Annotated in this window: 19 protein-coding genes; 11 read left to right on the top strand and 8 right to left on the bottom strand. The window is 70.8% G+C overall.

What is annotated here, in order from left to right; genetic code table 11:
* The first annotated feature begins 115 nt into the window (after nucleotides 1–115).
* Both ABZX61_RS07740 and ABZX61_RS07735 read left to right on the top strand, forming a co-directional pair.
* Nucleotides 116–790, top strand: coding sequence for a response regulator transcription factor (locus ABZX61_RS07740; RefSeq protein WP_350740775.1), 675 nt, complete (start codon nucleotides 116–118; stop codon nucleotides 788–790).
* Nucleotides 783–2,129, top strand: coding sequence for an ATP-binding protein (locus ABZX61_RS07735; RefSeq protein WP_350740773.1), 1,347 nt, complete (start codon nucleotides 783–785; stop codon nucleotides 2,127–2,129). Before ABZX61_RS07740 ends, ABZX61_RS07735 begins: the two co-directional genes overlap by 8 nt.
* 148 nt (nucleotides 2,130–2,277) lie before the next feature.
* On the opposite strand, the gene ABZX61_RS07730 is transcribed toward ABZX61_RS07735, so the two are convergent.
* The gene (locus ABZX61_RS07730; RefSeq protein WP_350740771.1) at nucleotides 2,278–3,147 is read right to left on the bottom strand and encodes a LysR family transcriptional regulator; all 870 of its coding nucleotides are present in this window, start codon (nucleotides 3,145–3,147) and stop codon (nucleotides 2,278–2,280) included.
* Between the two features lie 595 nt (nucleotides 3,148–3,742).
* Here ABZX61_RS07730 and ABZX61_RS07725 point away from each other — a divergent pair.
* A complete protein-coding gene (locus ABZX61_RS07725) occupies nucleotides 3,743–4,759 on the top strand; it encodes a neutral zinc metallopeptidase (protein WP_355192403.1) in 1,017 nt (338 codons plus the stop codon).
* 312 nt (nucleotides 4,760–5,071) lie between these two features.
* Entirely contained in the window at nucleotides 5,072–6,481 is a 1,410-nt protein-coding gene (locus ABZX61_RS07720) for an LCP family protein (RefSeq protein WP_355192401.1), read from the top strand.
* 42 nt (nucleotides 6,482–6,523) lie between these two features.
* On the opposite strand, the gene ABZX61_RS07715 is transcribed toward ABZX61_RS07720, so the two are convergent.
* Nucleotides 6,524–8,560 carry a spermidine synthase gene (locus ABZX61_RS07715; protein WP_355192399.1) on the bottom strand — a complete coding sequence of 679 codons (2,037 nt, stop codon included), beginning with the start codon at nucleotides 8,558–8,560 and terminating at the stop codon, nucleotides 6,524–6,526.
* A 183-nt stretch (nucleotides 8,561–8,743) separates the two neighbouring features.
* Here ABZX61_RS07715 and ABZX61_RS07710 point away from each other — a divergent pair, with 183 nt between their 5' ends.
* The gene (locus tag ABZX61_RS07710; RefSeq protein WP_355192397.1) at nucleotides 8,744–10,102 is read left to right on the top strand and encodes a S8 family serine peptidase; all 1,359 of its coding nucleotides are present in this window, start codon (nucleotides 8,744–8,746) and stop codon (nucleotides 10,100–10,102) included.
* A 9-nt stretch (nucleotides 10,103–10,111) separates the two neighbouring features.
* Here the strand turns inward: ABZX61_RS07710 and ABZX61_RS07705 are convergent, their stop codons facing one another.
* A complete protein-coding gene (locus ABZX61_RS07705) occupies nucleotides 10,112–10,837 on the bottom strand; it encodes an ABC transporter permease (protein WP_355192395.1) in 726 nt (241 codons plus the stop codon).
* On the bottom strand, nucleotides 10,837–11,559 hold the full coding sequence (locus ABZX61_RS07700; protein ID WP_355192393.1) for an ATP-binding cassette domain-containing protein: 723 nt from the start codon (nucleotides 11,557–11,559) through the stop codon (nucleotides 10,837–10,839). The genes ABZX61_RS07705 and ABZX61_RS07700 overlap by 1 nt, the downstream gene beginning before the upstream one ends.
* A gap of 84 nt (nucleotides 11,560–11,643) precedes the next feature.
* On the opposite strand from ABZX61_RS07700, the gene ABZX61_RS07695 reads away from it, so the two are divergent.
* Entirely contained in the window at nucleotides 11,644–12,309 is a 666-nt protein-coding gene (locus ABZX61_RS07695) for a TetR/AcrR family transcriptional regulator (protein WP_355192391.1), read from the top strand.
* On the opposite strand, the gene ABZX61_RS07690 is transcribed toward ABZX61_RS07695, so the two are convergent.
* Nucleotides 12,265–12,573 (bottom strand): DUF4190 domain-containing protein, encoded by a 309-nt coding sequence (locus tag ABZX61_RS07690; protein WP_350740757.1) that lies wholly within the window; start codon nucleotides 12,571–12,573, stop codon nucleotides 12,265–12,267. The two genes, ABZX61_RS07695 and ABZX61_RS07690, sit on opposite strands and share 45 nt — an antisense overlap.
* Nucleotides 12,574–12,692: 119 nt before the next feature.
* Here ABZX61_RS07690 and ABZX61_RS07685 point away from each other — a divergent pair, with 119 nt between their 5' ends.
* Nucleotides 12,693–13,484 carry an ion transporter gene (locus ABZX61_RS07685; protein WP_355192389.1) on the top strand — a complete coding sequence of 264 codons (792 nt, stop codon included), beginning with the start codon at nucleotides 12,693–12,695 and terminating at the stop codon, nucleotides 13,482–13,484.
* On the opposite strand, the gene ABZX61_RS07680 is transcribed toward ABZX61_RS07685, so the two are convergent.
* Both ABZX61_RS07680 and rpsD read right to left on the bottom strand, forming a co-directional pair.
* A complete protein-coding gene (locus tag ABZX61_RS07680; protein WP_355192387.1) occupies nucleotides 13,467–14,696 on the bottom strand; it encodes a low temperature requirement protein A in 1,230 nt (409 codons plus the stop codon). The genes ABZX61_RS07685 and ABZX61_RS07680 overlap by 18 nt on opposite strands.
* 2 nt (nucleotides 14,697–14,698) lie before the next feature.
* A complete protein-coding gene (gene rpsD, locus ABZX61_RS07675; RefSeq protein WP_355192719.1) occupies nucleotides 14,699–15,313 on the bottom strand; it encodes a 30S ribosomal protein S4 in 615 nt (204 codons plus the stop codon).
* 67 nt (nucleotides 15,314–15,380) lie between these two features.
* Here rpsD and ABZX61_RS07670 point away from each other — a divergent pair, with 67 nt between their 5' ends.
* The 3 genes from ABZX61_RS07670 (at nucleotide 15,381) to ABZX61_RS07660 (ending at nucleotide 18,336) form a co-directional block, all read left to right on the top strand.
* Nucleotides 15,381–16,082: a DUF2470 domain-containing protein gene (locus ABZX61_RS07670; RefSeq protein ID WP_355192385.1), complete on the top strand. Its 702-nt coding sequence runs from the start codon at nucleotides 15,381–15,383 to the stop codon at nucleotides 16,080–16,082.
* A 71-nt stretch (nucleotides 16,083–16,153) separates the two neighbouring features.
* Entirely contained in the window at nucleotides 16,154–16,699 is a 546-nt protein-coding gene (locus ABZX61_RS07665; protein WP_355192383.1) for a hypothetical protein, read from the top strand.
* A 248-nt stretch (nucleotides 16,700–16,947) separates the two neighbouring features.
* The gene (locus tag ABZX61_RS07660) at nucleotides 16,948–18,336 is read left to right on the top strand and encodes an MFS transporter (RefSeq protein WP_355192381.1); all 1,389 of its coding nucleotides are present in this window, start codon (nucleotides 16,948–16,950) and stop codon (nucleotides 18,334–18,336) included.
* A 22-nt stretch (nucleotides 18,337–18,358) separates the two neighbouring features.
* Here the strand turns inward: ABZX61_RS07660 and ABZX61_RS07655 are convergent, their stop codons facing one another.
* Entirely contained in the window at nucleotides 18,359–19,009 is a 651-nt protein-coding gene (locus ABZX61_RS07655) for a TetR/AcrR family transcriptional regulator C-terminal domain-containing protein (protein ID WP_355192379.1), read from the bottom strand.
* Nucleotides 19,010–19,086: 77 nt separating this feature from the next.
* On the opposite strand from ABZX61_RS07655, the gene ABZX61_RS07650 reads away from it, so the two are divergent.
* Nucleotides 19,087–20,661: an ATP-binding cassette domain-containing protein gene (locus ABZX61_RS07650; RefSeq protein ID WP_355192377.1), complete on the top strand. Its 1,575-nt coding sequence runs from the start codon at nucleotides 19,087–19,089 to the stop codon at nucleotides 20,659–20,661.
* Nucleotides 20,662–20,837 lie beyond the last annotated feature (176 nt).

Here is a 20,837-nt window from a genome sequence, read left to right as displayed (position 1 = left end):
CGGTATGTCGATGTTCAGAGCCTGCGTGATGCATCCTTAGGCGGACCTGAGACTGTCTGAGACGGCTCTCAGCCTTCTCAGCGTTGTCTCAGGCCAGGAACAGGAGAATTGCCACATGAGAGTACTTGTCGTCGAGGACGAGCGGCGGATGGCCGCCGCGCTCCAGCGGGGGCTCCAGGCTGAGGGGTTCGCCGTGGACCTCGCCCACGACGGCGAGGAGGGCCTGCACGCGGCCAGGCAGGGTGACTACGACATCGTGGTGCTCGACATCATGCTGCCCCGGCTCTCGGGCTACAACGTGTGCAAGCAGCTGCGCGCGGAGGAGAACTGGGTGCCGATCCTCATGCTGTCGGCCAAGGACGGCGAATACGACATGGCCGACGGGCTCGACCTGGGCGCCGACGACTACCTGACCAAGCCGTTCTCGTACGTGGTGCTGGTGGCCAGGCTGCGGGCGCTGCTGCGGCGCGACGCGGGGCGGCGGCCGTCGGTGCTGGTGGCCGGCGACCTGTCGCTCGACCCGGCCCGGCGCAGGGTCGAGCGGGACGGGAGCTCGATCGAGCTGACGCCGAGGGAGTTCGCGCTGCTGGAGTACCTGATCCGGCGGCGGGACGAGGTCGTGTCGAAGGCGGAGATCCTGGAGCACGTCTGGGACACCTTCGACACCGACCCGAACGTGGTCGAGGTGTACGTCGGCTACCTGCGGCGCAAGATCGACGCCCCGTTCGGCAGGAACGCGCTCCAGACCGTGCGCGGCGCGGGCTACCGGCTGGCGGGCGACGGTGGCTGACTCCCCGCTCGTCTGGTGGCGGCGGCAGGGGCTGCGGTTCAGGCTCACGGTGGCGGCCGCCGCGGTGCTCGCGCTCGCCCTGGCCGTGTCGGCGTCAGTGCTGGTCAGCGTGCTCGAACGGGCGCTGATGGACACGGTGGACGAGTCCACCAGGCAGACGGCGCAGGCCGTGCGCGTGGCGGCCGACGCCGGGACGCTGACCAGCCCGATCACCACGCACGACGGCACGATCGTGCAGGTCATCGACGCCGGCGGGCGCATCACGCACGTGACGTACGGCACCGACCGGCTGGTCCCGCTGCTGGACGCCAAGGCCCGGGACAAGGTGCTCAAGCGGGGGCAGGCCACGCTCCTGGACGGGCGGCCGTACGCGGTCCCCGGGTTCCTGCGGGTGATCGTGCTCAGTGCGGACCGCGGGCAGACCGTCATCGCGGCCCGGCCCATCAGCGAGATCCAGACCAGCCTGGTCACGGCCGGACGGGTGCTGCTGGTGGGCACGCCCGCGCTGATCGTGCTGCTCGCGGTGGCGAGCTGGCTCATGATCGGCCGCACGCTGCGCCCGATCGCGGCCCTGCGCAGGGGCGCGGCGGACATCACGCACACGGCCAGGTCGCGCCGGCTGCCGGTGCCGCAGTCGCGTGACGAGGTGTACTCGCTGGCCACCACGCTCAACGGCATGCTGGCCAGGCTGGAGGAGGCCGAGCAGCGCCAGCGGGCGCTGGTCTCCGACGCGGCGCACGAGCTGCGCAGCCCGCTGGCCAGCATCAGGCTGCAGCTCGAGGTCGCGCTGGGACATCCGGAGGGTCAGGACTGGCGGGAGACCGCCGAGGGCGTCCTGGAGGACACGATGCGGCTGTCCAGGCTGGCCGAGGACCTGCTGGCGCTGGCCAGGCTGGACGAGCGCGGCGGCGTGCCCGCCAGGCGGGAACCCGTCGAGCTGGACGAGGTGGTCCGCCAGACCGTCGACAGGTACGCCGAGGCGCGCTTGACGGTGTGCGACCCGGTCGTGGTGCGCGGAGACGCCCTCGACCTGAGCCGGGTGCTGACGAACCTGATGGACAACGCGGTACGCCACACCTCTTCCAAGGTCGAGGTGGCCTTGACCGCGGACGGAGTGCTGACGGTGACCGACGACGGGCCCGGCATCCCTGAGCAGGATCGCGAGCGCGTCTTCAACCGGTTCACCAGGCTGGACTCCGGGCGCAGCCGTGATGAGGGCGGCGCCGGGCTGGGGCTGGCGATCGTACGCGAGACCGTGCGTGCGCACGGCGGCACGGTCGTCCTGGAGGACGCCGCGCCTGGACTGCGGGCCGTGGTGCGGTTGCCGGTCTCCCGCTAGGGGGTGCGGGTGAGGGAGCGCCGCCGCCTGGACTGAGGAGCGCAGGGAGCGCAGCGACTGGAGCGACGAGGGAAGGCGGCGGCTCCCCAGCGACCGAACCCCGCCTCCATGGAGTGGAGGCCATGAGCATGGATCGTTCCTAATCGGGTCAGGCCGCTGTCCCCTTTTCCGCCGTGGACAGGAAGTCCTGGGCGATCAGCGGCAGGCGGCGGCGGGCGTGCACGACGGCGATGACGCGCCGCACGGCGGGTTCGAGCGAGCGCACGATCAGGCCCGCGCGACTGGCCTGTTCCGCCAGGCCGCGGTACCAGAGCAACGACGCCTGGCCCGCGCGTACCGCGTTGAGCCAGCCGTTGCGCTCGTCGGTTTCGAGCACGACCACGGGGCTCACCGAGTACTTGCCGAACATCGCGTCCAGCTCCCTGCGCCGCACGCTGCCGCGGGCCGGCAGCGCCAGGCGCATGCCGTGCAGCTTGCCCATTGGCACCGGGTTGGGCAGGTCGAGCCCGGGCGGGGAGATCAGCACGATCTCCTGGCGCTCGAGCGGATGGGTGATCAGGTCCGTGGGGACCGGGAGATCGGTGAGCCCGAGGTCGGCCCGCTGATCTCTGATGGCGCTGACGACGCCGTCTCTGCCGTCGCAGCGAACGATGTGCACGCGTACTCCCGGATGCTCGGCCGCATAAGCCGGGAGCAGCCGCCCGGCCAGGCCGGGTTCGAGGCTGGGCGTGGACGCGATGCGGAGCTCCGCTTCCGTGACGCCGCTGTGGTTGGCCAGGCCCTCGATCTCGTGAACGGCATCGAGTGCCTCCCTCGCCAGCTTGACCACGCGACGGCCCTGCGCGGTGACGACCACGCCACGGCCTGAACGAGCGAAGAGCGTCATACCGAGCTCCCGCTCCAGATCGCGGATCGCGCGGGACAGCGCAGGCTGCGCGATGTAAAGCGATCTTGCCGCGTCGGTCATGGTGCGGTGCTCCGCAGTCGCGACCACATAGCGGAGCTGCTGGAGATTCATGCCAAAGAAGCTAGGGCAACGCCCGCCGCGCGGACCGGGAGATAACCGAGATCACCTCGAATGATTTCGGACCGTAACCGATCACTGCTACATCCGTGACGGGTGAGAAATGAGTATGCTTTTGCCCCAAATTTGGCAAGGGTCCGGCAAGTCGCGGCGCAAAGCCATCGATTCCAGACAACCGGGCGAACGGGGAGACACGGTGACAGGGAACGGGCATTATCCACCCCCGCCACAGGGGCCAGGGCAGCCACAGAGGCCTCCCTCATTGCCGTGGCCGCCGCCGAACTACCGCCAGCCGCAGCCGCCGAGCCAGCAGCCGTACCCGACGCCTCCGCCGCCTCCCCCACCGCCTCCCCCGCCCCCGGGACCGCCTCCGCAGGGGAACCCGTACCAGCAGGCGCCGCCCCACCCTCAGGGGCCCGCTTACCCGCAGCAGGCCTATCCCCAGGGCGGCCCGCAGTACCCGCCACCGCCGCCACCCTACGGGCAGCAGCAGCAATACCGGCAACCGCCGCCCCCGCCTCCGCCGCCACCCCCGCCGCCCCCTTTGCCGCCGGCGCAGTGGGGGCCGCCGCAGCGCAGGAAGTCCGGCATGGGCGTCTTCGGCGTGATCGGCGGCGTGCTCGGGGGGATCGCCGCGCTGTTCGTGCTGATCGTCATCGCGTCGGCGCTGTTCAAGAGCGCGTCGAGGTCGGAGACGACGACACCGGTCGCGATCCCGACGTACGAGCCTTCGGAGCGCGCCACCGGCGACCCGTTCCCGACCCGCACGCGGCAGCCGACCCCGGCGGAGTCCGACTCGCCGACGCAGCAGCCCACCCAGGAGGAGACCGAGGAGCCGGAGACGACCCCGACGCAGCCTCCCAAGGTGACGCTGAACACGAGCCTGAAGAGCAACACCATGTACCGGGCGGGCTCGCTGCCCAGGCTGAGCTGCTCCGGCGGGAGCGCCAACATCTTCAACCACAGTCAGCTCAAGGCGCTGATCCTGAAGACCGGCAAGTGCATGGACCAGGCATGGGGGCCGATCCTGGAGAAGCAGGGCATCCAGTTCAGCGCGCCCAACTACGCCATCGCCGCCAAGCGGGGCCGGGGCGCGTGCGGCGACTATCCGTCGGCCGGGAGCATGGTGCCGTACTACTGCCCGCGCAACAACACGATCTACGCCTCCACCTCGGCCATGTCCCGGGGCAACGGCAACGCCCGCGGGTACGGCCAGATCATCCAGTGGCACGGCGGCATCATCAGCATGATGGCGCACGAGTACGGCCACCACATCCAGAACATCACCGGCCTGATGGACTCCTGGTGGCGCGCCACCCTCGACTCCTCCGGCCAGAGCGGCAAGCTGGCGCTCAGCAGGCGGCTCGAGCTGCAGGCGACCTGCTTCGGCGCCATGTGGATGCGGTCGGTGGCGGCGACGTACCCGGTGAGCACGTCCCTGCGTGGCCGCCTGTTCTCGTTCTACGCCCAGGTGGGCGACTATCCGGGGTGGCCGCGCGACCACGGCACGCCCGCCAACAACAACCGGTGGTTCCGGCAGGGCTGGGAGCGGGACAAGACGTACCAGTGCAACACCTGGATGGCGCCGTCCTCGACCGTCTCCTGAAAAAAGTTACGACCTACCCAAAACCCCATAAACGCGGCCCATCGTGCACGTAGTGTTCATCTCAGCTTGGGCACATGTCTCTGATGTCCAGATATGGGGACTAGAATCCTGGCAATCTTGTGCCCAACGGGGGGCAACGACAGTTTTGCCTGGTAGGCGTGTAAGGAGCCGGGTGTGAGCAATCGCGATGGGGCAGAAACCGTGCCAGGGGGCAACAAGAAACGGCGACCCGTTCGCCGTCCGCGCCCTGGCTCCTCCTCCCCTCGCTTCGCCAAGCCCCTGACGACCGGATCCGTACTCGGGTGGACCGCTTTGTCCGCCATCGCGCCCGGCGCCGCACATCTGCGCGCCGGGCGCCGCCGTACCGGGCTGATCCTCCTCAGCGTGTACGCGGTGATGCTCCTGGCGGCCCTGGCTTACGGGCTGACCCGGAACCTGCAGAACCTCACCGCGTTCGTCGGCGACGGGATGATGATCACCGTGGTCGTGGTGGCCTCGGTCCTCGCGCTGCTGTGGTTCGCCGTACTGGTGACCTCGTACGTCGCGCTCGGGCCCAACCGCCTCAACCAGCAGGGCCAGGTGCTGACCGGCATTGTGGTCGGGGTGCTGTGCGTGGCGGTGATGTCGCCGTTCGCCCTGACCGCCAACTACGTGCTGACCGCGCGGGAAGCGATCAAGCAGATCTTCCCCTCGACACCCGACCCCGACGTCCCCGCCCCGGTCAAGGAGGGCGAGGACCCGTGGGGCGGCAAGGACCGCGTGAACTTCCTGCTGATCGGCGGCGACGCGGCCGGCAACCGCACCGGCGTGCGCACCGACAGCATGAACGTGGCCAGCATCGACCTCAAGACGGGCAACACCGTCCTGTTCAGCCTGCCGCGCAACCTGCAGCACGTGCGCTTCCCGCCGAACTCGCCGCTGCACAAGCAGTTCCCGAACGGCTACATGGCCGAACTCTCCAACGGCGGCCTGCTCAACGAGGTCTGGCAGTACGCCAACGAGAACCCGCAGCTCATGGGCGGCAAGAACAAGGGCCCCCGGGCGCTGATGGACGCCATCGGCTACACGCTGGGCCTCAAGATCGACTACTACATGCTGATGAACATGTTCGGCTTCGCGGACCTCGTGGACGCCATCGGCGGCCTCAAGATCCGGGTCGAGCAGGACGTCAAGTGGGGCGGCCACTTCGGCACGGCGGGCACCATCAAAGCCGGCTACCGGAAACTGACGGGCGAGCAGGCCCTCTGGTACGGCCGCTCCCGGGTCAACAGCGACGACTTCTCCCGCATGGCCCGCCAGCGCTGCGTCATCGGCGCCTTTGCCCAGCAGGCCACACCCACCGTGATCCTCGCCAACTTCACCAAGATCGCCGGCGCGGCCAAGCGGCTGGCCCAGACCAACATCCCGGAGCACCTGCTGCAGCCGCTGGTGCAGCTGGCGGTCAAGGTCAAGGACGCCCGGATCACGAGCATGCAGTTCGTTCCGCCGGAGTTCTGGCCGGGCTCGCCCGACTGGGCGAAGATCCGCGTGGCCTCCAGGAAGGCGATCGCCGACTCCGGCCGGCCCGCCCGTCAGGCCCAGACGGCCAACGTGAGCGCGTCCCCGAGCGTCACGTCCTCGGCCACGCCGACCCGTACGCGCCAGGCGGCGGCGCCCACGCAGACGCCGACCAGGAACACCCAGAAGGGCGCCAAGTCCCTCGACGAGCTCTGCGGCCTGTAACCACGGCACCGGCGGCGGGGAATCCCCCCGCCGCCCCGGCCGTCAGGCGGTGACCGACTTCCGGGGCAGCAGCACCATCGCCCCGATGTAGAGCACCGCCGCCACGATCAGCAGCCCCTTGTACCCGATCACCAGCGCCGCGTACTCCAGGCAGCCGCCCACCATGGCCCCCAGCAGGTTCGCGCCGAAGGAAGTGGTCGCGTCGGCCGTCTCGGCGAAGCGCTTGGCGAAGACGACGTTCGCGGCGAAGATCGGCAGGAACGCCACCACCACGGCCGCCACCGCGCGCAGGGGCACCGGCAGGGACAGCAGCCACGAGTTCGGCACCAGCCAGGACAGCAGCAGTCCCGCGAGCAGCACGCCGTACATGACGGGCAGCGGCGGGGTGCGGAAGTGGCGGGTGACCTCGACGGCGGCGAGGACCGCGACCAGGACGCCGGCGAAGACGATCGCGTTGACCACCCACGTGGTGCCGAACAGCAGCGCGAACCCGGTCACGCTCTTCGTCTCCAGCAGCATGAACGCCACGCCGAGCAGGAACAGGTCCGCGTACGGCCGCATCCGCTCGTAGGGCCCGGCGACGACGCGGACGGCGAAGAGGCTGACGATGAGGATCAGGCCGAGCGTGATGATGTAGATCGGTGGGATCGTGGCGTCCTTGAGGTAGAGGAACGGCCGGTCGTCGTTGGCTGGCTGCGGGGTGCCGGGGGCGGCGCCGGGCCACTCCGACGCGCAGCGCTGCGCGTCGGCCGTCACGCCCGCCGTGATGACGGCCTGCTGGCCGGCGGTGCTGACGACGTCGACGCACGGCTTGTGGCCGAAGGCGCTCTGCATGGTGGAGGCGAGGCGGTCGACCAGCCAGCTCTCCCGGTAGTAGTTGTACATCGAGAAGGTGCCGCCCGGCTTGAGGTGGGCGCGGGCGGCCTTCATGGCCTCCTCGGTGAACAGGTAGCTCTCCAGGCGCAGCGAGCTCGCCCCGGAGACGAGGGTGAGCGAGTCGGGCAGGGCGAAGAGGATCAGGTCGTACTTGTCGCCGGTGCGCTCGAGGAAGGCCCGCCCGTCGGTGATGTGGGTGGTGACGCGCGGGTCGTCGTACGGCTTGTCGGGGTGGACCGAGCCGCCCAGCTCGCGCAGCTTGGGGTCGATCTCCACGGCGTCCACCCGATTGGCGCCCTTGGACAGCGCGATGGCCACGTCGGTGCCGCTGCCCGCGCCGACGATGAGCACGTCCTTGGGCGGCTTGCTGGTCCGCTCGTACGGCAGGCCGTACTGGGCCTCCCACTGCAGCCGGGCGGCGGCGGGCACGGCCTGCTGGTGCGGGATGCCGTTCACGGAGATGTCGGTGACGGGCACGCCGAGCTGGGTGAGCTGGCGCGCGGTCACCTTGTAGTACGGCGACCAGATGGCCCCGGCGGTCAGCGTCTCCATCAGCAGCAGCCCCACCACGGCCAGTGAGGGCACGGTCACCAGGCCGAGGTAGAGCGAGCGCGGCCGGGGCATGAGCAGCAGCCCGTAGCAGATGGCCGCGACCAGCCCCCAGAACACCGGCGGCGCGCTCAGGAACGACAGCGCCGTGAACGCGGCGATCCCGCTGAGGCTGCCGATCAGGTCGTAGCGGTAGGCCTCCAGGCGCGGCAGCTCGGGGAAACAGCGCCCGACGAGCTCGGCGGGGCCCATGAGCACCAGCGCGGCGGCGGCGAAGATCACCGGCAGGATCAGCCACGCGGGCGGGCCGCTGGTGGACAGGCTCGTCCAGTACAGGACGCCCTCGGTGTTCCTGTCGACGGTCACGGGGAACGTCAGGACGACGGCGACCAGGACGGCCAGCACGACGGGCGAGTAGTACGGCTGCCGCCGCGACCGCCCCACGCGCAGGAAGCCGAGCCCGATGCCCAGGAACGAGCCGAGCAGCACGAAGTTGGTGAAATAGCTGAGGTGGACGATGTTGGACCCGGTCCACCGGATCAGCGCCAGCTCGAGGAACAGCATGAAGGCGCTGGCGAGGACGAGCCTCGGCCGCACCGCCAGCCAGTGAGCTTTTTCTCCGTCGTCGACCGGCATCTGCGCCTGGAGCGTCATGATTCGACACCGTAGTGAACAGACCGGGAACACGGAAGCCTGACGCCCCGGAAGAAATGTCATCCGGTTCGCACTAATTAGGGTATTTGCGCAGGTCAAACCCTTGAAAGGCGCTGGACGCCGGGGCGATGAATGGAGGAATCTTGGGGAGTTCATTCCCTCCACGAGATTCGGTGGTGACACATGCGGGTCCTGATCCAGCTCCGCCCCTCCCCCGATCTGGTCGCGGCCGTCGCCGACCCGGATCAGAGCGCCACCACGGCCGACGTGGCCGACGGGCTGCCCGGGGTCGAGCTCGACACCGCGTACGTCCCCGTGGCGGTCGCGCGGCCCGTCCCGATCGCCGGGGGCGACCCCCTCTCGCTCAACCAGCCGCTCGACTTCTCGCTGGCCGCCGAGGACGCCTCCGTGCTGGTGCGCGGCACCATCTCGGACGACGAGCTGGCCTCCAGGGTCACGCTGCTGCCCGCGCTGCGGCCCGACGTGGTCGGCGTCTACGCCGACCCGGTGATCACGACCACGCGCACGTGCGGGGGCGACCCGCCGGTCGGCACCTGGCACGACGTGGAGCGGCTGCTGAACGTGCCGGGCCTGAGCGCCGAGGGCCTCGACGGCAACGGGGTGGCGCTGGCCGTGCTCGACACCGGGATCAACGCGGCCCACACCGCCAGGCAGCTCGGCAGGGGCGTCACGCTGGACGCCGAGCGGTCCTGGAGCCCGCAGGGCGTGTCGGGCAAGGCGGGCGAGTTCGAGGTCGATCACGGGACGATGTGCGCGTTCGACACGCTCATCGCCGCTCCCCAGGCGTCGCTGATCGACATCCCGGTCCTGCTGTCCACCCGGCCCGGCGGCTCGGCGCTGGACGGGCTGCTGTCGGACGCGGTGTCGGCGTTCGCGCACCTGCGCAGCGTGCTCGCCGCCCAGCCCGCCGAGACCAGGGCGCTGGTGGTGAGCAACTCGTGGGGCTCCTTCTCCCCCGAGTGGGACTTCCCCGTCGGGCATCCGGGCAACTACTCCGACAACGCCGCCCACCCGTTCAACCTGATGGTGGCCGAGCTCGACCAGGCGGGCGCGGACGTGCTGTTCGCGGCGGGCAACTGCGGCACCCAGTGCCCCGACGGCCGGTGCGTCTACCCCAACCGGCCCATCGTCGGCGCCAACTCCCACCCGAAGGCCCTGTCCGTCGGCGGCGTCGACATCAACGGGGAGCGCGTGGGCTACTCCTCGCAGGGCCCCGGGCGGCTGACCGCCCGCAAGCCCGACTTCTGCGCCTACACCCACTTCTCCGGGTCGAAGGCGTTCGGCGACGACGAGCCCGACTCGGGCACCTCCGCGGCGACGCCGGTGGCCGCCGGGCTCGTCGCCGCCGTCCGCACCCTGTGGCCGTCGACCCGGCTGTCGCCCACCCAGCTGCGGGCGCTGCTACGGCGCACCGCCGAGGACCGCAGCGAGGTGGGCTTCGACTACGACTACGGCTACGGGAACGTGGACCCGGCGGGGATCATCGCCGCGCTGCGGCGGCGCGCCAGGAACGCGGCCTGAACGGCGCTCTCAGGCGTTCTCCCGGTTGAAGACCCGGGTCCCGACCGTGAGGCTGACCGCGGCGAACACCACGGTCACGGCCACTCCCAGGCCCACGGTGCCCGTCAGGTAGTGCCCCTCGAACAGGTCGCGCAGCGCCTCCAGCGTGTACCTGAACGGGCTGATGTGCGAGATGGCGTCGAGCCAGCCCGGCGCCATCGACATCGGCAGGAACGAGCCGGACAGCAGGACCAGCGGGATCACCGCCGTGGACATCACGGGCGCGAACAGGTGCTCGTTCATCGTCAGCGCGATGGCGTACGACAGCGCGGCCAGGCTGCTCCCGAGCACGATCACCAGCACGAACCCGGCCGCCAGCCCCGGCGCGGGAGCCCGCAGGCCGAAGGCGAAGGCGACCGCCAGGAGCAGCAGCGTCTGGATCGTCAGGGTGAGCGCGTTGTTGAGCACGCGCCCGAGCAGCAGCGCCAGCCGGCTGGCCGGGGTGACGCGCATGCGCTCCAGCACGCCGGAGCGCTTCTCGAACACCACCCCGAACCCGGCGAGCCCCATGCTCATGAGCCCGAGCTGGATGATGAGGCCGGGGACGAGCGTCTCCCATGTGCCGAACGTGGTGAAGATGGGCCCGAACAGCACCAGGAAGAGCAGCGGCTGGATCGCGCCGAAGATCATGCCGACCTTCTGCTGGAGCGTGACGCGCACGCCGTGGCGGAACAGCACCCAGGTGTCACGCAGCATCAGACGCCCGCTTCCTCGCGCAGGGACCTGCCGGTGATGTCCAGGAACACCTCGTCGAGCGTGCGCCCGCCGGTCTTCAGCTCGGCCGGGGCGCCCTCGGCCACGATCCGGCCGTGGTCGATGATCACTATCCGGTCGCAGAGCGCGTCGGCCTCGTCCAGATAGTGGGTGGTGAGGAAGACCGTCATGCCCCGCTCGCCGCGCAGCGAGCGGATGTGGCCCCACAGGTTGGCCCGGCTCTGCGGGTCGAGGCCCGTCGTGGGCTCGTCGAGGAAGAGCAGGACCGGGTCGTGCAGCAGGGCGAACGCGATGTCGAAGCGGCGGCGCTGCCCGCCGGACAGCGCGGCGCCGGGCTTCGACTCCAGGCCCGCGAGTTCGAGCCGCTCCAGCGCCTCCCGCGTCTTGGCCTCGGCCGTCGCCCGGTTCAGGCCGTACAGCATGCCCTGGAGCACGAGCTCGCCCATCAGCGGCGAGGTCGGCGACGTCCCGCCGGTCTGGGAGACGTAGCCGATGCGCCTGCGCACCTCCTTCGCGTCGCCGAGCAGGTCGTGGCCGGCCACCGTGGCGGTGCCGGACGTGGGGCGCAGCAGCGTGGTCAGCATGCGCATGGTCGTGGTCTTGCCGGCGCCGTTCGGACCGAGGAACCCGACGATCTCGCCGGGCCCGACCGATAGGTCGACGCCTTTGACGGCCTCTGTGCCGCCGTCGAAGGTCTTGCTCAAACCTGAAGTCCTGATCATTTCATCGCCTCCAAAATTAGAGTAACCACAATTTTGGTGTCACTGCAAACTTGGTACGATGGAGGCATGCAAGAGGGGATGCGGGAGCGGAAGAAGCGCGAGACCAGGCAGCGCATCGCGGACGTCGCGATGGGGCTGTTCATGGCCAAGGGGTTCGACAACGTGACCGTGGCCGAGGTGGCGCGGACCGCCGACGTGTCGGTCAACACGGTGTTCAACTACTTCGGCACCAAGGAGGACCTGTTCGCCGACCGGCAGGACGTGGCGATCGACCTGGCGCCGCAGGTGCTGCGCGAGCGCGAGCCCGGGGAGAGCGTGGTGGGGGCGTTCCGCCGCGACTTCTTCGACGCGCTCGACACGCGCCACTGGCGCTACGGGTTCAGCCAGGGGTCCGATGTGTTCGCCCGGATCGTCGGCGAAGCGCCCTCGCTGGTGGCCAAGCTGCGTGAGATGCACGAGAAGCGGGAGGACGCGCTGACGCGGGCGCTGGCCGACGAGCTCGAGGCCGACGCCGACGACCTCACGCCCCGCCTGGTCGCCACCCACATCCTCAGCACGACGAGGATCCTCACCCACTCTTCGGTGCGCAGGCAGCTGGCGGGCGAGCAGTGGGAGAGCATCGAGCCCGACCTCAGGGCTCAGGCCGACAAGGCGTTCGACCTGCTGGAGTCGGGCATCGGCGAGCTGCTATCGGGAAAGGGCGCCGGTGACCAGCATGAGCCCGAACATTAGGACGACGAAGCCGAGGGTGATCATCATCAGGACCGAGCTGACGATGCCGCAGATGCGCCCGGCCTGCACCATGCCGCGGTTCTCGTAGTAGTAGCCGCTCTCGTCGATCTCGCGCAGCGCCCTGTTGCCCATCGACCAGGCGAAGGGGCCGATGAACGTGCAGACCACCAGGCTCAGGATGCCCAGCACCAGGATGGCGGTGCCCTGGGGGTGGGTCTGGGGTGGCGGCCCGTAGTAGGAGGGACCGTAGTTCGGATAGGACATGCTCGCTCGGCGCCCTCACCATTCGTCGCTCAGGTGCGTTTTTATACCACAGACATCGGCTTGATCATGTTGCGCCATCATGGTGGGGCACATGACCAAGCCCTTAGGAGCCTGCCCCCGTGCGTGAACGCACCGCCGCCTTCCTCGCCCGCGAAAGCTTCCAGCGGTTCATCGTCGGCGTCATCCTGCTCAACGCGGCCACGCTGGGTCTCGAGACCTTCCCCGCGGTGGTCGCGCGCTTCGGCCACCTGCTCACCGTGGTCGACCACATCGCGCTGTACGTCTTCGCCGTCGAGCTGATCGCCAAGATCTACGTCGAGCGCTCCAGGTTCCTCCGCGACCCGTGGAACGTCTTCGACGCCGCGATCGTCCTCATCGCCTTCATGCCCGCCACGGGCGGCCTGTCCGTGCTGCGCTCGCTGCGCATCCTGCGTGCCCTGCGGCTGCTGTCGGTCGTGCCGAGCCTGCGCCGCGTCGTCTCGGCGCTGCTGCGGGCCATGCCGGGGATGAGCTCGATCGTGGTGCTGCTCGGCCTGGTGCTCTACGTGGCCGCCGTCATGGCCACCAAGCTCTACGGGAGCACCTCCCCCGAGCGCTTCGGCAGCCTGCCGACCTCGCTGTTCACTCTCTACCAGACGATGACCGGCGACGACTGGGGCAACATCGCCAGGGAGGTGATGACCCGCCATCCGTCGGCCTGGGTCTTCTTCACCATCTTCATCCTGATCTGCACGTTCGTGATCCTGAACCTCTTCATGGCCGTGGTCGTCAGCGCCATGGACGAGGAGAACGCCGAGGAACGCGCCGAGGAGCGCGCGGTGCTGGAGGACACCAGCGAGCACACCCAGCGGATCCTCGACGAGCTGGCCGAGCTGCGCAAGGAGGTCGCCGAGCTACGCCGGCTGGACTGAGCCCTCCTGGGCCGTGCCGCCGCGGTGCCGGTAGGCGACCCGCCACAGGGCGACGACCAGCAGCAGCGCGACCACGGCCCAGCCCTCGACGAGCCCGGACACCGCGCCCACCGCCAGCGGCGCGGCCACGGACGGCAGGGCCCATCCCCAGATCCACCGCCGCTCGGCGCCGCTCGCCACGCCGAGCACGGCGGAGGCGGCGAAGTAGACGGCCAGACCGGCGGCCAGCACCCAGCCGATGCCGCCGTGCGGGTGCGCGGCCGGGTCCGCGGCGACCGCGCCGAGCCCGGCCGCGGTCGCGGTGATGCCCGCGGTCATCGCGAAGTGCGCGGGCAGCGCCACATACGCGCGCAGCCCCCGCTCGGCCGCGCCCGGCACCGCGCTCACGCCGTACTGCAGGGTCAGCCACCACAGCGAGACGATCAGCCCGAACCCGGTCACCGCCGCCAGACCGAGCTGCAGGTCCCAGGAATGCCCGGAGGAGGCCATCACGACCTGCATGACGGCCTCGCCGAGCACGATGATCACGAACAGGCCGAGCCGTTCCCCGAGATGAGCGGGGTCGAGCACGGCGGCCTTGACCCGCGCCGCCGGGCGCACCACCGGCCCGTCGCCCCTCCGCCGGTCACGCTGCTCCAGCCGCTGCGCCTGCCGCAGGGCCTGGTGCTGCATCTCCTTGATCAGGCGCTCCGGCCTGCGGCTCTGGAGCACGGAGAAGATCAGGTCGAGCACGGCGCCCAGCCCCCACAGGAAGTAGCGCGCCGGGCCTTGGACGCCGATGGAGGCGAACCACGGGATCAGGCCCGCGCCGAGCTGGGCCGCCGGCCACGCCGTCAGGATCGTGCCGGCGCGCTGCAGGGTCTGCGAGGCGCCGACCCTGCAGGTGATGTAGGCGGCGATGAACCAGCCGTCATGCGTGTCACCGGTCTCCTTCAGCACGTGCGCCACGTCGGGCGCGGCCGCGGCCATCACCGCGATGCCGAACATGCCGATCAGCATGCCGCGGGTGCGGGTGCGATCGGCCTCGGCGTTCGAATAGAGCGTCAGTGTCGTCCACACGCTCCACACGGCGTAGTAGAGCACCGCGAACAACGCGACGCTCTCCCACGTGGGGTGCTCCAGCCGGTGGGCCAGCTGCGCCACCGCCACGACGACCACCAGGTCGAAGAACAGCTCTAACCAACTCGCATGACGCTCTACCGGTTCGCTCACGGCTAACGAGAATAGAACTCCACGACGAGTTGCTCCTCCACGGGGACCACGATCTGTTCGCGTTCGGGGCGGTTCACCAGCGTGAACGTCAAATTGGCGTGATCCACGGAGAGGTAGGCCGCGGTGCGCTCGTCGGCGTACACGCCTTCGGCGGCGGCCACGAACGGCTGCATCCTGCGGGAGCGCTCCCGCACCGTGACCACCTGCCCGGGCTTGACCAGGTAGCTGGGGATGTCCACCTTGCGGCCGTCCACGGCGATGTGGCCGTGGTTGACGTACTGCCGTGCCGCGTAGATGGACGGCGCCAGCCCGGCGCGCAGCACGAGCGAGGCCAGGCGGCTCTCCAGCAGCGTGACCAGCTCGGCGCCGGACGCGCCCGACTTGCGGATGGCGAGGTCCCAGTAGCGGCGCAGCTGCCGCTCCGACACGTCGTAGTACCAGCGCAGCTTCTGCTTCTCCATCAGCCGCAGCCCGTAGTCGCCGGTGCTGCGGCGGTTGGTCTTGCGGCCGTGCTCGCCCGGCGGATAGGGGCGCTGCTCGAAGTAGCGGACGGCTTTCCTGGTCAGCGGGACGCCCGCGCGTCGCGACAGTCGCACCTTGGGGCCGGTGTAGCGCACGTTCACCTCAATGTGATTAGGTAATCCTTACTTAGGGAAGCCTAACCTATCATTGAACGGAGGGCCCATGCTGCCGATCCCCGAGCGGGTCCGCACCCTCGCCGCGACCGCGAACGTCGCCAAGCTGTCCGTCGACGGAGCGCCCTCGCCGGCCCGGGGAGGCGTGGACGAGCGCGGCCGGCCCGTGCTCCTGGTGCTGCCCGGCGAGCCGCTGCACCCCTTGCGCGAGGACGCCGTCGTGGCGGTGAACCTGACGGCGATGCGGCAACTGGGTGAGGCCACCCATCCGCGCGGGCTGCTCGAGGTGCAGGGGTGGGCGGAGGCCGTGCCGGAGAGCGAGGCACGGGGCGCGGCGGTCGCGGTGGCCGCCCACAGCGCCGACGAGAGCCTGTTCGACGCGCTCGAGCGGTTCGGGGAGCGCTCCGCGCCCCGGCTGCTGCGGCTGGACGTGGGGCAGGTCGTGTACCTGACCGGGCAGGAGTCGGGGCTGCTGGACGCCGACGACTACCTGGGCGCGGCGCCGGACCCGCTGGCGGAGACGGCCGAGCGGGTGCTCTCGCACGTCAACACCTCGCACCGGGCGCAGCTCACCGCGGGCGTGTCCCGGCAGCTCGGCGAGGAGGCCGGCGAGGTGTGGCTGTGGGAGCTGGACCGGTTCGGGGCGACCGTACGGGTGAACGAGGCGCTGATCCGCTTCCCGTGGCCGACCCCGGCCCGCTCCGGCCTGTGCCTGGAGACGGCGCTGCGCGGGCTGCTGTGCTCCTGTTGATGATCACAATTAACTCTCCGATTTGTCCGGATCGGCCCTGGCATCGGCGGCACCTCTCTAGCATTTGAGGCGTGACCGGCACGGAGCGATCATCGGAGCCCGACCCGTTCGCCGACGAGGGCGGGCGGCGAGGGCGGATACTGATGATCGCCGGCGCGCTGGTCGGCACGCTCATGCTGGCCTCGGCGGGGATCCTGGTGGGCGGGGCGTCCACCGCCAGGCGACTGGACGGGGTCGACTGGCACCGCACCGGCCCCGGCGCCCGTGACGGCTCCATCCCGGTCGCCACCGAATCCCGCCTCCGCACCGCCCCCACCGCCCTCGGCCCCACGCCCACCTCCCTCGGCCCTTCCGCGTCCCCGGCACACCCCTCCTCCGCCGTGCATCGCCGCCCCACTCCAAAGCGGGCGCTCTCGGCACGGCCGACCCCACGGCGGACGAACTCCACGCGGCCGACCCTCGCCTCGATTTCCCGTACGCCCACGCCCGAGCCGGCCACGGCCTCCGCAGCGGTGCAGCCGACCCGCTCGTCCGCCGCGCCGCCTCCCACCGCCGCCACGCCGCCCGGCCGCACGCATGTTCCGCCCGGCCAGACGCGCCACCCCAGAAAGCACTAAATCTCTTCTACGGCTGTGCACGCCCGTCCTTTACGGCTCCGCACGGTGGGCCGCACGCGCCGACGTCCGTTTCCGCCCGTCATGGCCGGTCGTGAAGGCTCACGGGTTGCTCGCCGTGACGACGCGCACTCTTGACCGGCTCCGTGGCAACCCCCTCCCCCGCAAGAATCTTGGTCTCATTGTGGAATGAAGCATTCCGTTCTGCTATTCTGGAACAGAACAAGCCGTTCCGATTCAGGAGGCCGTGGATGACCATCCTCGACACCCGCCCCGCGCAGACGCCCGCCACCCCCGCCCCCTACAAGTGGCGCTGGCCCGCGCTCGCGGTGGTCCTCGCCGGTTCGGTGATGGAGCTGCTCGACGCGACCGTCACCAACGTCGCCGGCCCGACGATGCGGGCCGACCTGGGCGGCGGCGACTCCCTGATCCAGTGGCTCGGCGCGGCCTACACCCTCGCCATGACCGCGGGCCTGCTGACCGGCGGGCGGCTCGGGGACATCGTGGGGCGCAAGCGCATGTTCCTCATCGGCGTCGTCGGGTTCACCATCGGGTCGCTGCTGTGCGCCCTGGCCGCCTCCCCCGAGACGATCATCGCGGCCAGGGTCGTGCAGGGGCTGTTCGGGGCGGCGATGATCCCCCAGGGCATGGGGCTGATGAAGGAGATGTTCCCGCCCAAGGAGCTGGCGGTCGCGATGGGGATGTTCGGGCCGGTCATGGGGTTGTCCGCGGTGGGCGGGCCGATCCTGGCGGGCGCGCTGACCGGCGTCGACTGGCGGCTGATCTTCCTGATCAACCTGCCGATCGGGGCCGCCGCCGCGCTGGCCGCCCTGCGCTTCCTGCCCGCCTCCCGCCCGGTCAAGGGCGTGCGGCTCGATCTGCCGGGCGCCGTGCTGGCCTCCGCGGGCACCGTTCTCATGGTCTTCCCGCTGGTCCAGGGGCGCGAGAGCGGCTGGCCGGCGTGGGCGTTCGCGATGATGGCGGCCTCCGCGGCGGTGTTCGCGGTCTTCGCGGCCTATGAGAAGCGCAGGGCCCGGCGCGGCGGCGACCCGCTGGTGGCGCCCAGCCTGTTCGGCAAGCGGGCGTTCGTCTCGGGCATGGCGACCGGCACGATCTACTTCGCCGCCTTCACCGGGTTCTTCCTCGTGATCGGCCTCTACACCCAGCTCGGCCTGGGCTACTCCCCGCTCAAGGCGGCGCTGACCAGCGTGCCCTCGTCGCTGGGCATGATCGTGGGCATGGGCGTCGCGCAGGCCGCCCGCAGGCACGGCCGCAAGGTGCTGCTGGCCGGCGCGATCGTCATGGGGCTCGGCGTGACCGGTGTGATCGCCGTCGCCTCCCCCGGGGTCTCGCCGTGGCAGCTCGCCCCGGCGCTGGCGGTGGCCGGGCTGGGCAGCGGGCTGATCATGAGCCCGTACTTCAGCATCGTGATGGCCGCCGTCGAGCCTCAGGAGACCGGCTCCGCCTCCGGCGCGCTGACCGCGCTCCAGCAGGTGGGCGGTGCGCTGGGCCTGGCCCTGCTGGGCACCCTCTACTTCGGCACCGGGAGCGTCACGATCACGCTGTGGGTGGCGGCCGGGATGATCGCCGCGACGTTCGCGGTCGGCCTGATGCTCCCGAAGCAGGCCCGCGAGGACTGACGATCCCCCGAAGACGGCCGGCTCACCCGAGCCGGCCGTCTTCGCGTCTGCGGGACTGCTCCATGCCGTCCAGCAGGTAGCCGAGGCCCTCGTCGAACGTGGCGTCCCACGCGTGGTCGAGCCCGTGCTCGGCGAGGGCCGGGTAGCGGTCGGCGCGCTCCCTGAGGAACTCGCCGGTGTCGTCCCGGTCGCGGTCCTGCCAGGTCACCTGCATGATGACCGAGCCCATGACGTAGTTGGACAGGCTGTACGCGGCGGGTTTGGGGGCGGCGAATCCGGCGGCGGCCAGGGTCGCGTAGAGGAACTCGGTGCGCTCCAGCGCGTTCGGGCCCATGAGCGGGCGGTCGAGGATGGTGGCCGACCACGGGTGCCGCAGCAGGGCCGCGCGCCAGCCTCCGATGAGCTCGCGTACGGCCTCCTGCCACCCGGAGCCGCCCGCCGGCCGGCGCACCTCCCCGAAGACGGCGTCCAGGGCCAGGTCGAGGACCTCGTCCTTGGTCTTGACGTGCCAGTAGAGCGTGGTCGAGCCGGTGTCGAGCCGCTCGGCCAGGCGGCGCATGGTCAGCCGGCCCACGCCTTCCTCGTCGAGCAGCGCGACCGCCTCGGCCACGATCCGGTCGAGCGTCAGCGTCTGCCTCGGCGCCTTCTGGGGGCGCGACCACACGGTTTCCACCCGGAGATAATACGTTGTTCTAGTGACCGGATCGATGGTCTAGTTAGTCGAACGACGATCGAGTGGAGGTGGCCGTCATGGGGCACATCGAGGTGAGCGGGCTGACGTACCTGCTGCCGGACGGGCGGCCGCTGCTGCTCGAGACGTCCTTCAAAGTGGGCGCCGGCGCCAAGGCGGCGCTCGTCGGGCCGAACGGCGCGGGCAAGACCACGCTGCTGCGGCTGATCGCGGGCGAGCTGGCCCCCTCGGACGGCCGCGTCGCGAGCAGCGGCGGGATCGGCGTGATGCGGCAGTTCCTCGGCGCCGGCACCGTGCACGACCTGCTGATCGGCGTCGCCCCGCGGCGCGTCCGCGAGGCCGCCGCCGCGCTGGAGGCGGCCGGGGCGGCGATCGCCCGGAGCGACGACGAGCCCGCCCAGCTCGCCTACGCCCAGGCCATCGCCGACTACGCCGACGCGGGCGGCTACGAGCTGGAGGTGGTGTGGGACGTGTGCGCCACCGAGGCCCTGGGGCTGCCGTACGAACGGGTGAAGGACAGGGAGCTGGGCACGCTGTCGGGCGGGGAGCAGAAGCGGCTCATGCTGGAGGCGCTGCTGCGCGGGCCGGACGAGGTGCTGCTGCTGGACGAGCCCGACAACTACCTGGACGTGCGGGCCAAGCAGTGGCTGGAGCGGGCGATCAGGGGCTCGGCCAAGACGGTGCTGCTCGTCTCGCACGACCGGCAACTGCTGGCCGAGGCCGCCGACCGGATCGTCACGGTGGAGGGGCGCGGGGTGTGGGTGCACGGCGGCGGGTTCGCGACGTACGCCGAGGCCCGCAGGCGCCGCAAGGAGCGCCTCGACGAGCTGCGCCGGCGCTGGGAGGACGAGCGAGCCAGGCTTCGCCGGCTGGTCCACACGCTGCGCCAGCGCTCGGCGAACAACGACGCGCTGGCGGGGGCGTACCAGTCGGCGGTCACGAGGCTGGAGCGGTTCGAGCGGGCGGGGCCGCCGCAGCGCGCGCCGAAGGAGCAGAACGTCCGGATGCGGCTGCGCGGCGGGCGCACCGGGAAGCGGGCGGTGACCTGCGAAGATCTGGAGCTCACCGGGCTGCTGCGGCCGTTCTCCACCGAGGTCCGGTACGGCGAGCGGGTCGGCGTGCTGGGCCGGAACGGCACCGGCAAGTCCCACTTCCTGCGCCTGCTGGCGGGCGAGCCGATCGCGCACACCGGCGCGGCCCGCCTGGGCGCCAGGGTGTCAGCCGGGCATTTCACCCAGACCCACGCACGGCCCGACCTGGCCGGGCGGGCCGCCGCCGACGTGGTGATGCGGGAGTACGCGCTGACCCGCAACGAGGCGATGGCGGCGCTGGCCCGCTACGAGCTGGCGGCGGCGGGCGGGCAGCCGTTCGAGACGCTGTCGGGCGGGCAGCAGGCGCGGCTGCAGATCCTGCTGCTGGAGCTGTCGGGGGCGACGCTGCTGCTGCTCGACGAGCCGACGGACAACCTGGACCTGGCCAGCGCGGAGGCGCTCCAGCAGGGGCTCGCGGGGTTCGAGGGGACGGTGCTGGCGGTCACGCACGACCGCTGGTTCGCCGCCGACCTCGACCGCCATCTGGTGTTCGGCGCGGACGGGCTCGTACGGGAGAGCGACGTCCCCCGTTGGGATCTCTGAGTCCCGTACCGCGGACGATGCGCGCGTTGGAGCGCCCACGCGCCGCATGCAGCACGATCGTCGCTCGCTGCCGGGCCTGGTGTGGGGTCTTGTGGCCGTGCGCCATCTTCTTGAGCCGGTGGCGCTCGGAGGCGGTCAAGGTGATGGGCACGGCGCGTGCGGCGGGCACGGGACGA

This window comes from Nonomuraea sp. NPDC003709 (genome assembly GCF_040610775.1).
Lineage (GTDB): Bacteria > Actinomycetota > Actinomycetes > Streptosporangiales > Streptosporangiaceae > Nonomuraea > Nonomuraea angiospora_A.
Note: the sequence above shows the minus strand (reverse complement) of the source record. Positions and strands in the feature narration are given on the sequence as shown.

What these genes read in the sequence shown, in the direction of transcription:
- ABZX61_RS07660 (WP_355192381.1), top strand. Translation starts at nt 16,948, where the DNA reads ATGACCATCCTCGACACCCGCCCCGCGCAGACGCCCGCCACCCCCGCC.
- ABZX61_RS07740 (WP_350740775.1), top strand. Translation starts at nt 116, where the DNA reads ATGAGAGTACTTGTCGTCGAGGACGAGCGGCGGATGGCCGCCGCGCTC.
- ABZX61_RS07650 (WP_355192377.1), top strand. Translation starts at nt 19,087, where the DNA reads ATGGGGCACATCGAGGTGAGCGGGCTGACGTACCTGCTGCCGGACGGG.
- ABZX61_RS07690 (WP_350740757.1), bottom strand. Translation starts at nt 12,573, where the DNA reads ATGTCCTATCCGAACTACGGTCCCTCCTACTACGGGCCGCCACCCCAG.
- ABZX61_RS07670 (WP_355192385.1), top strand. Translation starts at nt 15,381, where the DNA reads ATGCTGCCGATCCCCGAGCGGGTCCGCACCCTCGCCGCGACCGCGAAC.
- ABZX61_RS07725 (WP_355192403.1), top strand. Translation starts at nt 3,743, where the DNA reads ATGGGCGTCTTCGGCGTGATCGGCGGCGTGCTCGGGGGGATCGCCGCG.
- ABZX61_RS07710 (WP_355192397.1), top strand. Translation starts at nt 8,744, where the DNA reads ATGCGGGTCCTGATCCAGCTCCGCCCCTCCCCCGATCTGGTCGCGGCC.
- ABZX61_RS07695 (WP_355192391.1), top strand. Translation starts at nt 11,644, where the DNA reads ATGCAAGAGGGGATGCGGGAGCGGAAGAAGCGCGAGACCAGGCAGCGC.
- ABZX61_RS07705 (WP_355192395.1), bottom strand. Translation starts at nt 10,837, where the DNA reads ATGCTGCGTGACACCTGGGTGCTGTTCCGCCACGGCGTGCGCGTCACG.
- ABZX61_RS07715 (WP_355192399.1), bottom strand. Translation starts at nt 8,560, where the DNA reads ATGACGCTCCAGGCGCAGATGCCGGTCGACGACGGAGAAAAAGCTCAC.
- ABZX61_RS07730 (WP_350740771.1), bottom strand. Translation starts at nt 3,147, where the DNA reads ATGAATCTCCAGCAGCTCCGCTATGTGGTCGCGACTGCGGAGCACCGC.